The 11,547-nt window shown below is 66.2% G+C and carries 9 protein-coding genes; 2 read left to right on the top strand and 7 right to left on the bottom strand.

What is annotated here, in order from left to right:
* The 7 genes from AC1DNE_RS14415 to AC1DNE_RS14385 all read right to left on the bottom strand — a co-directional run bounded on the left by AC1DNE_RS14415 (position 1) and on the right by AC1DNE_RS14385 (position 9,414).
* A complete protein-coding gene (locus tag AC1DNE_RS14415; protein WP_441469189.1) occupies positions 1-753 on the bottom strand; it encodes a hypothetical protein in 753 nt (250 codons plus the stop codon).
* Entirely contained in the window at positions 750-1,997 is a 1,248-nt protein-coding gene (locus tag AC1DNE_RS14410) for a glycosyltransferase family 4 protein (RefSeq protein WP_476765384.1), read from the bottom strand. The genes AC1DNE_RS14415 and AC1DNE_RS14410 overlap by 4 nt, the downstream gene beginning before the upstream one ends.
* Complete coding sequence (locus AC1DNE_RS14405) at positions 1,994-2,827, bottom strand: class I SAM-dependent methyltransferase (RefSeq protein WP_476765383.1); 834 nt, start codon at positions 2,825-2,827, stop codon at positions 1,994-1,996. Before AC1DNE_RS14405 ends, AC1DNE_RS14410 begins: the two co-directional genes overlap by 4 nt.
* Positions 2,824-5,115, bottom strand: a complete 2,292-nt coding sequence (locus tag AC1DNE_RS14400; RefSeq protein WP_476765382.1) for a glycosyltransferase — start codon at positions 5,113-5,115, stop codon at positions 2,824-2,826. Before AC1DNE_RS14400 ends, AC1DNE_RS14405 begins: the two co-directional genes overlap by 4 nt.
* Positions 5,116-5,231: 116 nt before the next feature.
* Entirely contained in the window at positions 5,232-6,026 is a 795-nt protein-coding gene (locus AC1DNE_RS14395; RefSeq protein WP_441469185.1) for a calcium-binding protein, read from the bottom strand.
* Between the two features lie 290 nt (positions 6,027-6,316).
* Positions 6,317-7,672, bottom strand: coding sequence for an HlyD family type I secretion periplasmic adaptor subunit (locus tag AC1DNE_RS14390; RefSeq protein ID WP_476841110.1), 1,356 nt, complete (start codon positions 7,670-7,672; stop codon positions 6,317-6,319).
* Positions 7,669-9,414, bottom strand: coding sequence for a type I secretion system permease/ATPase (locus AC1DNE_RS14385; RefSeq protein WP_441469183.1), 1,746 nt, complete (start codon positions 9,412-9,414; stop codon positions 7,669-7,671). The genes AC1DNE_RS14390 and AC1DNE_RS14385 overlap by 4 nt, the downstream gene beginning before the upstream one ends.
* Positions 9,415-9,738: 324 nt before the next feature.
* Between AC1DNE_RS14385 and AC1DNE_RS14380 the strand changes: the two genes are divergently transcribed.
* Positions 9,739-10,353, top strand: a complete 615-nt coding sequence (locus AC1DNE_RS14380) for a MarR family transcriptional regulator (RefSeq protein ID WP_441469182.1) — start codon at positions 9,739-9,741, stop codon at positions 10,351-10,353.
* Positions 10,302-11,495: a glycosyltransferase gene (locus tag AC1DNE_RS14375; protein ID WP_441469181.1), complete on the top strand. Its 1,194-nt coding sequence runs from the start codon at positions 10,302-10,304 to the stop codon at positions 11,493-11,495. The genes AC1DNE_RS14380 and AC1DNE_RS14375 overlap by 52 nt, the downstream gene beginning before the upstream one ends.
* The last annotated feature ends 52 nt before the right edge of the window (positions 11,496-11,547 follow it).

Raw genomic sequence — 11,547 nt, 5'->3', positions numbered from 1 at the left:
TCAGCCTCCCCAGAGCGTCACGGCCAGCGTGACGAAGGACATCATCGCGGCCAGCGCCGACAGGAAGCCGAGAATGACGGTGACCTGCCGCAGCGGGGCGCGCGCTTCCTTGCGGATCGCATCGAGCCGCTCGTCGAAGCCGCGCAGCGTGCCGTCGAAGCGCAGCTGGAAGACATCGAGCTCGCCGAGACGGCGGACGATCTCGCTCTGGCTCTCCGTCTCGGCCTTGGTGGCCTCCGCCAGGGCATGATTCTCTTCGAGCCGCGCCGCGATGCGGTCGAGCTTTTCGTTCAGCTCCTTCTGGGCAAGCTGGCTGCGCCGGTTGAGCGCAATCAGCATCTCGACCTTGTCGAAGAAGCGCGCGAGCGGTACGGCGATCGCGGCTTCCGCCGCGAGCTCGTCCGCCGCCGGGAGGCGCAGCTCCAGTTCGGCGCCGGTCGCCGGCGAAACACCGACGACGGTGAGGCGGCTGCGGGCCGCGACCAGCGTCTCGTCGAGTTCCATCGAGAAGGCGTGCCTGCCGTCACCGATGCCGTTGCGGCGCAGGTCGATCCGGCTCTGATCGGCCTTGGTCTCGCCGGCGAGCTGGCCGTCGCAATAGAGCTTGACCGTGATGGCTTCGTCGGGACGGGCTTCGTCCCAGATCCAGCCATGCAGGCGGCTGCCGTCGAGGGCGTCGATCCGTCCGTTCAATTTCGCCGGGCTGATGTTCGGCAGGCGGATTTCCCTGTCCTGTTGCTGGGCTGTCGTCATGCGGCCTCCGCAAGCTTGAGGCGATCGAAGAGGGCGAGGTGGCGGCCGGCGCATTCGGCGAGCGATGGCTGGCTGGCAATGCCGTCGACGAGGCGCTGCCAGAGGCCGTATTCATCCATTGCCCGGCGCATCGCGCGGGCCAGCGCGGCCGGGTCGCCCGGCCGGACATGGAGCCCGTCGACATCGTCGCGCACCATCTCGGCCATGCCGCCGATATTGCTGACGATCAGCGGCCGGCGATGCTGGAACGCTTCCTGGATGACGAGGGGCGCATTCTCCCACCAGATCGAAGGCATCACGACCCAATCGACCTCGGCCATCAGGGCCGGCACCTCCTCGCGGCGATAAGGGCCGCAATGGGTGACGACACCTTCGGTACCGGCGAGGGCCGCATCGAGGGCGGTCGTGAAAGCCTCGCTCTGGAACGGCGCGCCGCCATGAATGCGCAGCGAGAATTCCCGCTCCCCGGCAGCGCGCAGCAGCTGCGCGGCCTGAAGCAATGGGAGGACGCCTTTCCAGGGATTGAGATTGCCGAAGTAGCCGAAGCTCGCTCGGCGCCCGTCGCCGGGCCGGTGCGGGGCCGGCTCCTGGCTGGGGCGAGCATTGGCGATGACCTCGATCTTCTCCGCCGGCAGGCCCCACTCGACATAGCGCTGGCGCAGGAAGCGGCTCGGCGCGACGAAGCGGTCGACGGCGGCCAGATGCGTCTTGATGAAGCGCTCGCGCAGCAGGAAGCGGTCGGAGCCGATTTCGGGGAAGCAGCCATGGCAAGCGGCGGGGGAGGCGCCGGAGCAGCGCTGGCGGTCGGCCGGCCGCACCATCAGCCCGTCATGATGGCAGATCGGGTAGTAGTCATGCAGGGTCATCACGATCGTCGCTTCCGGCAGGAGCCGGCGCGCCAGCGTCAGGAACTCGGCGCCGATCAGCACGAGATGATGGACATGGATCACATCCGGCCGGAACTCGCCGAGCAGCGTCGCAAGGTCCTGCAGCGTGCCGTAGTGATCGATCTGGCTCATGTGGAACCGGTCGAAATGGCCGCTCCAGAGCACCACGTCGTCGCCGACCGATTGCAGCGCCGTCCCGGGATGCGGCTGGCGATGGATCGCGTTGGTCGCGCCGAGGAACAGCGCCTCGCAACCTTGCTCGCGATAGGCGCCGGCGAGATCATGCGCGAAGATCTCGGTGCCGCCCGGATGCAGCGAGGGATGGTTGTGCGCGACGACGAGGATGCGGCGGGTCATGTCCGACCCCGCGGCTTCGTCGCGATCAGGACGTCCTGATAGTGCGCCGCGCTGATGCCGCGCCAATGACCCGGACGCAGCGGAGCGACTTCGAGACCAGCCTGCGCCGCCTGCTCGATGAGAAAATTCGGATCAATGCCGGCGGCGGCGAGCGGCGCCTCGTCGATGGCGTACCAGCCTGGACCATCCTGCCAGCGCTTGAACGACAGGCGTTCCTGGCCGGTGGCGGTGCCGTCGATCGCAAAGGCGGTCAGGAAGAGACGGCCGCCCGGCGCGAGAAGCCGCGAAGCCTCCTGCAGATAGACGACGAGCTCGTCGGGCGGAAGATGGGTGGCGACGGAGATCATCGTCACGAAATCGAAGCTGCCATTGGCGAAGCCGAAGCGCACCTCGATGCCGGGCAGCGAACCCCGCGGATTGTAGAGCGGATGGGCGATGTCGAGGCGCTGGAAGCGGAAGCGCGGATAGGCCGGGGTGATCGTCTGGGCGCACCAGAGGATGCCCTCCATCACCGGATCGACGCCGTCGTAGCTGCCGCGTTCGGAGTCCAGATATTGCGTCAGCGGAATGGCCATGCGGCCGATGCCGCAGCCGATGTCGAAGACGCGCTCATGCGGCTTCAAGCCGCCGATCCGGATGAAGTGGCCGAGGAACTCGGCGCCGATCGCGCGGTAGTCGCCATCGCCGACGAAGATCGAGTCCGGCGGCGGGTGCGGCATGAACCGGTTGGTCTGCAGCGAAGCCAGCAGCCAGTCGAGCTGCGGCTCTATGGGGGTGGTCCCGGACGCCGGCTCAGGCGCGATCTGTCTCAGGGCTGTGATAGCCGTCATGCCGCGGTCGCTTTCCTGAAGCCGAAGCGGGGAACAAGGTCGGGCTCGCTCGGCGTGGGCCCTTGCAGCGCGGGCTCCGCCGCCGAGGTCTCGAAGGCCTGCATCAGCGCATCGATCTGCGCGTCCCAACGCCGGGTCTGGAGCCAGGCGTTGTGCTGGGAGGCGGCGCCGCGCGTGTAGTCGGAGCTTTTGGAAATCGACTGACGCTCGAGGTGATAGAGCGCCGTATCCGGCGCATAGAGGATGCCGAAGCCGGCGCGCCGGACCTTGAGGCAGAGGTCGCTGTCCTCGTAGTCGCCGATGACATAGCTCTCGTCGAAGCCGCCGAGTTCGTCGAAGAGCTCGCGCGCGATGACGATGCAGGCGCCGGTAACGCCGGGCACGGGGCGCTCGATATTGGCCGGAGCATAGCTACCCGGCATGCCCTTGAAGTAATGGTGGTTGAGCCATGTGCCTTTGCTGTCGCGCTTGAAGTAAAGCCCGGCATGCTGCAGCGAGCCATCATCGTAGAGCAGCTTCGGCCCGACCGCTCCGACCCGGCGGCGGCGGTCGAGCTTGGCGATCAGCGCCGCCAGCCAGCCGTTTCTGCTGGGGATCACGTCGGAATTGACGAGCGCGAGAGCCTCGCCGTGCGCCTGGCGTACACCTGCATTGCAGGCGGCGGAAAAGCCGCCATTGCGCCGCATCGCGACGAGCCGCATCGGCAGGCCGTAGGCGAGGTGGAGCCCGCCGAGCAGATGTGCGACCTCCGCCTCGTGCTCGGGCGAGTCGAGCACATAGATCAGCTCGGCATTCTCGACGAACCAGGGATCACCGGCGAAGGCGGCGACCTGTATCCGCAGGAAGTCGTAGACCCGATAGAGCGGGATCACCACGGAGGCCTTCGGGCGGGCCGGGGCTTTCCCGAATTCCCTGACCGTTGGTTCCGGGCGGCTTTCGCTCAATTCGTCCTGACAGGCGGCGAGGATCGGCGCGAGCGTCCCCTCCAGCATCGCGGCCGTCAGATATTGCGGCGGGATCGCCGCGAGGGCCCGGGCGCGGATCGTTGCCGCGTCGGCCGGCTGCACTGCCGGGCGCAGCGTCAGCGTCGTCCCGGATTTCAGCTTGATCTCGCAGCGCGGCTGCAGCACCGGCGCTCCGCCGGCATAGTCGGAGGCGAAGGCGGCGAAGCCCGTCGCAGTGCGCGTTTCGCCTTCCGCGCCGGTCGGCAGCCGCACGGGGAAGCGCTGGAGGCGGGAGAGCATGGCGATCGGCTCGCCGGCGCCGCGATGCAACAGCACCTCCTGCAGGAGGTCGTCGGGATCGCGCAGCCAACCGCCGATCAGCAGGCCGGCGCGGTTGCAGACCGCGAGGTCGAGCTCGGCGGCGGGCAGGTCATCGTTCCGGCGGACATGCTGGACGGCGAGCGGAACGCGCCGCTGCATTTCGACGGCCAGGAGCCGCCCCTGCTCGGACAGGCCGGCAAGCTGTTCGACGACCCAGTTGCGCAGGCCGTCGCGGCTCGCCGCCTTCCCGGCCCACCAGCGGCCAAGCGAGGGCGCGGCCTGCCGGCCGGGCAGAGCGCGGACGATCAGGGAGCGCTCGCTCTGCAGGATCAGCAATCCGCCGCCACGAACGGGCGGCTCCTCCAGCACGAGGTGCAGCTCGCGCTTGCCGCTGCGATCGGCGGCGCCGACGCGCGATTTCAGATCCAGGCGGGTGAGGCCGGCACCGTCGAGGCGAGACGCCGTGCGCAACGCGCCGAAATCTGCAGGCACGAAGGTCTCGACGAGCCATTGGCCTTCGACCAGCGCCGCAGTGGGCTGCATCGCGGCCGGCTTTGCGAACAAGGTCAGCAGGAGCTGGCGCAGAAAGGACAGGTAGTTGGGAATTGAGGAGAGGCCGAACAGCGGCGGCCAGGCGCGCACCAGCGCATTGGCCAGAGTCAGCCGGGCTTGCGGCGCAAGATCCTTCAGGATCTCGGCGGGATCGGCGAGGCCATGGACGAGTGCGGGGTCGAATGAAGCGGTTACGTCACCCTGCGGACCCTGATCAGAAAGGGTCGCGACGATGCTGTCGTGCCCGGAGGAACGGAAGGCGATTGCAAGCCGCTCGCGCCCGTCACGCAATCCGAGCGAAATCGATGCGGCTGCGAGGCGTCTGCCTCCTCCGGTCAGGGCGATCGACGGCTTGCCGAAGGGCGAAGCCTCGAGCGTCCAGCAAAGCAGGAAGATAGAGCCGCCGAGGCGATGGAGTTCGAGCTGGGCCGGGGGTGTCACCGCAACAGGGGCGGGCGCAAGTGAAAGCATGGAGGCGTTCCTGCGGCACGGGGGAGCCCGGAGCGCCCCGCAAAGGGCGCTCCGGGACGTTGTTGAGGCGTGCTGTCCCGCCCGACCATGGCCGGCGGGACAGCGCGTCAGGGCGATCAGGCGACCGAGAAGTAGGAGTGCGGATCGGCCTGCACGTCCTCGGCGTGGACGCCGACGAGGGTCAGGGTGTCGCCATTGCCGAGATCGATGACGGTGTTGCCGCCGACCGTGGTGGCGCGCGCCGCCACGTCCTCGGCCGAAGCCACGCCGGTGCCATTGATGTCGTGCGCGATCTGCAGCATGTCCGAGCCGGCCTCGAAATCGAGGACGACGTCGTTGCCGCCGCCGCCGGCGAAGACGAAGACGTCGCTGCCGGCGCCGCCGTGCAGAACGTCGTTGCCGGCGCCGCCGAACAGCATGTCGTCACCGGCGCCGCCCTGCAGGATGTCGTCGCCGGCGCCGCCATAGAGGATATCGGCGCCATCGCCGCCCTGCAGGATGTCGTTGCCGGCACCACCCTGAAGGATGTCGTCGCCCGGCCCACCTTGCAGCAGGTCGTTGCCCTCGCCGCCGATCAGCACATCGTCGCCGGCATTGCCGCGCAGGATGTCGTCGCCGGCGCCGCCGATCAGCGTGTCGTTGCCCTCGCCGCCGAAGAGGGCGTCGTTGCCCTCATCGCCGGAGAGGATGTCGTCGCCGAGCCCGCCGAAGAGGATGTCGTCGCCCTCGCCGCCGAACAGGGCGTCGTTGCCGCCGTCGCCATAGAGCAGATCATTGCCTTCCTCGCCGAAGATCGAGTCGACCTGATCGCCGCCATGCACGATATCGTGGCCGGCACCGGCCAAGATAACGTCGCTGAACCGACTCCCAATCAAAAAGTCGTCGAATGCACTTCCTTCGATCGTCGCCATACGGCACCTCCATAGCGATCTGGTGATCCCGGTCGTTCGGCGGTGGCGCCGCGGAACTGAAAGTCCAGGAACGGTTCCGACAGCTCCGCATAGTCATGCTGTCGCTCGACAATCTAAGAATTACTCAATGAGTGCGTTGCAGCAAGACATTTGTTGTGACGATTTTGCGATGAAGCGCAGTTTAGATTCTAATTTACGGAGATAATTCTTTTGAGTATGCCGTAAATATACTTCCAAAATCGAAATACATGCCGAGCCGTGGCTTGCCGGCGGCAGCCGCGGCGGGCGGGTCAGTCTTCGCGGAAGGCGCGGTTGAAGCTGTCGGTGAACGGAGAAACCAGATAGTCGATCGCCCGGCGCGCGCCATTGACGATCATGACCTCCGCGTTCATGCCGGCGTGCAGCGAAACCTTGTAGTCGCGCAGGCTTTCCTGATCGATTTCGGCGCGCACGACGAAGTAGGCCGCGCCGGTCTTCTCATCGATGAGCTGATCCGGCGCGACATAGGTCACCTTCGCCTGTATCGGCGGCAGCAGACGGGAGTTGAAGGCGGTCAGGCGCACGCGGGTGTTGGCGCCGACGCGGACCGCATCAATGTCGCGCGGATCGACCTTCGCTTCCACGATCAGCGGTTCGCGCTCCGGCACGATGTCGAGGATCGCCTCGCCGGCGGCGATCACGCTGCCAGCGGTGCGCATCCGGATGTTGGCGACGATGCCCTCTTGCGGGGAGGTCACGACCAGCCGGCGCAGCACATCCTCGGCCTGCACGATGCGTTCGGTGACCTCGGAGAGCATGAGTTGGGATTCCTGGATCTCCCGCGCGATGTCGTTCTGCCGTTCCAGGCTGATCGAGAGGATTTCCAGATTGGCGCCGGCCACCGCCTGCTCGGCCTTGGCCTTGCGGGCGGCGAACTCGCCCGCCCGGCCGACGAGTTCGCTCTGCTTGGTCTGCAGTTCGACGAGCTGGCCGCGCTTGGCGTAGCGCTTTTCGTAGAGGTCGGCCATGATCCGGACCTCTTCGTCGATGAGCGAGCGCTGCTGAAGGGTGGCGTCGATCTGGGCCTTCAGCGCGTCGGCTTCGGCCTGATGCTGTTCGATGACGCGCTGCTGGATATGGGTCTTGCCGTCCTGGACCTGGCCGCGTGACTTGAAGAACGTCTGCTCGGCCCGCAGCACTTCGCGTGCGATCGGCGTTTCCATGCGCGCGATATCGGCGGGGAAGGCGATATCGGTCGCATTCGTCTGTTCGGCGCGCAGGCGGGCGAGCTTTGCTTCCAGTCCGATGCGCTTGGCCTGCAATTGCTGCAATTCGGCGCGGGCGCGGGCGTCTTCGAGCCGCAGCAGCGGTTCGTCCTTGGCGACGCGCTCACCTTCCGCCTTCAGCAGCGTCTTCAGGATGCCGCCCTCGAGGTGGCTGACGGTCTTGCGCTTGCTGTCGACCGCGACGACGCCATTCGCGACGGCCGCGTTGTCGAGCCGCGCGGTGACCGCCCATGCGCCGAATCCGCCGAAGCCGACGCCGATTGCGGCCGCGCCGGCGAGAACCAGGCTGCGCAGGCTCGGGACGCGCTCATCTTGCGGCTCCGCATCGATCTGCGCGACCAGGGGCTGTTCAGGGCGTTTGATCAGGGAGCGTCCGGTCATGCCTTCACCTCACGGATCGGGGCAGGTGCGTTTGCGGGAGGCTCCATGTCGATCCGGCCACCTGGCGTGATCATGCCGGCGATGGCCGCGCGTGGGCCGAATTGCTGCACGCGGCCCTCGCGCAGCACGAGGAGCTTGTCGACGACCTGCATCACCGATGGACGATGCGCGATCAGCACGACGATGGCGCCGCCTTCGCGCGCCGCGGCGATGGCGCGGATCAGGCTCTGCTCGCCTTCGGCGTCGAGATTGGCGTTGGGCTCGTCGAGCACGATCAGCCGCGGCGAGCCGTAGAGCGCGCGCGCCAGGCCGATGCGCTGGCGCTGGCCGCCCGAGAGAGTGAAGCCGGTATCGGCGACGTTGGTGTCGTAGCCGAGCGGCAGGCGGCCGATCAGCTCGTGAACCCCGGCGATTCGCGCGGCTTCCAGAATGGCGTGGGGGTCGGGCTCGCGCATGCGGGCGATGTTTTCGGCGATCGTGCCGTTCAGCAGCGAGACCGATTGCGGGAGGTAGCCGACCATCGCGCCGAAGGAGCCGCGCTCCCACAGAAAGGTGCTGTGCCCGTCCAGATAGACGCCGCCGACATTGGGCTTGAGCACGCCGACCAGCAGCCGCGCGAGCGTCGACTTGCCGGCCCCGGAAGGGCCGACCACGCCGAGCACCTCGCCCGGCTCAAGCGTGAAGGAGACGCTCTTGATCACGGTCTGCTCCGAGCCCGGCGGCGCGAAGACGACTCGATCGACCACGAGGTCGCCCTGGCAGGGCGGGGTCGGCACCGTCTGCCGCTGCGAACTGCGCGCCAGAACAAGGTCGCGCACGCGCTTCCAGGCCGCGGCCGCCAAAACCCATTGCCGCCAGTCGGTGATCATCGAATCAAACGGCGCCAGCAGCCGGCCGCTCAGGATGCTCGCGGCCATCAGCGTTCCGGCGGTGACCTCGTTGCGGATGATGAGGGTTGCGCCGGTTGCATAGACGGCAAGCTGCATGGTCATGCGCGAGGAGCGCGTCACGGCAGCGATGAACTTGGCGCGCCGGGTGCCCATGTCGAGCTGCTCGATCATCGCCAGCTGCTGGCCGCGCCAGCGCCTGGAAAGCGCGGGCAGCATGCCCATGGCCTCGATCGTCTCGGCATGACGCAGGCTCGCGCCGACTTCGTTGATGCTGGCGACCCCCGCCTCGTTCGCCTCCTTGAGAATCCGGCGGGTGAGCATGTCGGAGAGCACGCCGAGCAGCAGCAGGATGATCAGCGAGGCCAGGCCGACCAGCCCGTAGATCGGATGCAATGCGAAAAGGACTGCGAGGAAGATCGGCGACCAGGCCGCTTCCAGCGGGGTGGCGATCGCCGAGCTCGCGATGAAGAAGCGGATATCGTTCAGGTCGCGAATCGCCTGCGTCGCCTGTCCCGAACCCTGCTCCAGAGACGAGCTCACGGCAGCCTGCAGCGCCGGCAGATTGAGCCGGCGCGCAAAAATGCTGGCCATGGTCTGGAATGTCAGGGAGCGGATGAACTCGACCGTGCCGTACAGCGTCAGAGCTCCGATGGCGATGATCAGGAGCATCGTGAGCGTGTCGTAGCTGTGGCTGACGATGACGCGGTCCTGCACCTGCATCATGAACAGCGGAACGGTCAGCAGCAGCAGGTTCACGCAGAGGCTGAGGAACGCCGCATAGCCGAGGCCGCCAACGAAGGATCGCTGGAGATTTCGGATCAGGACGTCAGGTGCCAGCATCGCGGCCTTCATGCACGACTCCAGGATTGTGGTTGGGGTGCGGGGTGTGGCGGCGAGACCGTCAAACACGCGCCCGCTTTCAGCAAGGCAAACGTGATACGGAGCGGGTGTCAAGATTATGACAGATTAGAAAGGTAGTCCATCGATTCGAAAGAAAGAAAATGAGGCAAAACTATGCAAAACTTTGAATTTCGAATTAGTTTCCGACCATCTCTGGATTGATGCAATCTTAATTATTAGCCAAGGAATATGGCATGTGCTTTGCCTATAGGCTCTTAGTAGAGAAAGGGGACAAAAGGGGTGGATTGTTCATTTTTCGATCAGGCGGAGTAAGGGATGCACTTTAAATTGCATAGCGGCGGGCAATTCCTAGGCAGTTCCTTGAATGGCCATCATCGGGCGGATGGGTCCGATGACCTCGAAGAAGAGCGGGATCGCGGAATTTCTCCGTTCGATCTGGCTCGCGTTATCGAACGTGTCAGCCGGCGCTTTCTGGATTACCTGCGCCTGGAGCTGAACAAGCTGGGCATCGACGACATCTCGCCATCGCAGGTGATGGTCCTGATGACGATCGGGCACGGCGAGATCGCGGTCCGCGATCTCCTGGACCGTGGGCATTACGGAGGGTCCAACGCGTCCTACAATCTCAAGCAACTGGTGGAGAGTGGCTATCTCGACCGCGGTGCGTCGCCTCGTGATCGTCGGCAGGCGCGAATCTCGCTCTCGTTGAAGGGGCAGATGCTGTGCGAGCGTCTGCGGCTTCTCGACGAAGCCAGCCAGTTCGGCCAGCGGCTCGAAAGCAACCGCGACACCGACCTGCGCACCACCCACGAAACCCTGCGCCATCTCGAACAATGGTGGAATGACGCGCTCCGCTACGGCGGCGTGCTCCTCGCATCATGCATGTCCTATTCGTTCATCGCGCAGGATCTGGTCAGTTCGCTGCTCTGATCGCGAGCCTCGTCGCCCAGGGCGTCGAGGTCTCGCTGATCACGGAGCGTCCTGGGCAGGAGCAACCCGGCGTCAGTCAGCTGGTCTATTCGGTGGAGGAGACGTCGACGCGGCATCCCGCGCTCGCCGCCACCGAATATCACCTGCGGACGGGCGAGGCGGTTGCCCGGCTGATGGAGCGGCTGAAGAGCACTGACCCACCCGATGTCGTCCTCGGACACATCGGGTGGGGCGGGCTGCTGTTCGCGCGCGACACGCTGCCCGATGCCGCGCTGATCGGCTATTGCGAGTACTATTATCGCAGCACGGGGTCCGACCTGGATTTCGGCATGAGCGATCCGGTTCCCGCTGCCGACCGCTATCGCGTGCGCATGCGCAACGCCGCACAGCTTCTCGCTCTCGACACGCTGGATGCCGCCTATGCGCCGACGCAGTGGCAGCGCCAGCAATATCCGGCGGCCTACCGCAAGCGAATCGCCGTCTGTCATGACGGCATCGACACCACCTTCTGCAGGTCCGACGCGGAAGCGTCCTTCGTGCTGCCCGATGGCCGCGTGCTGGTGCCTGGCTCGCCGGTGGTCACCTTCGTCGCCCGCGACCTCGACCCCTATCGCGGCTATCCCCAGTTCATGCGCGCCGCGGCCATCCTGGCCGCCCGCCATCCGGACCTCATCTTCGTCGTGATCGGCGGCGACGGCGCCGGCTATGGACGCCCGCGTTCCGATGACAACAGCTGGCGTGAGGCGATGTGCGCCGAGACCGGGCTCGGCGAACGCATCGTCCACATCCCCTGGCTGTCCTATGAGAAACTGATTCGGCTGTTTCAGGTCTCGGCCGCGCATGTCTATCTCACCGTTCCCTTCGTTCTGTCCTGGTCGCTGCTCGAGGCGATGGCCTGTGGCTGCCTCGTCATCGGCTCGGATACGGAGCCGGTGAAGGAGGTCATCCGCGACGGAAGCAATGGCCTGCTCGCGCCGTTCCATGAGGAAGCGCTCTTGGCGGAACGCATCGCGGAAGCGCTGGCACAGCCCGCATTGGCTCGTTCGCTGAGGCGGGCCGCCCGCGAGACGGTGATTGCCAGCTACGAGCGGGAGCGCTGCATCGACCGGCAGATCGGCTGGATTCGTCAGTTTGGCGAATAGGGCTGCGGGAGGTTTGTCAGCCGCGCGGTTGCTGATACCGGTGACGGATCGC

This window comes from Allobosea sp. 05L423, assembly GCF_056397745.1.
The sequence above is the reverse complement of the archived record's forward strand: the minus strand, read 5'-3'. Positions and strand labels throughout refer to the sequence as shown.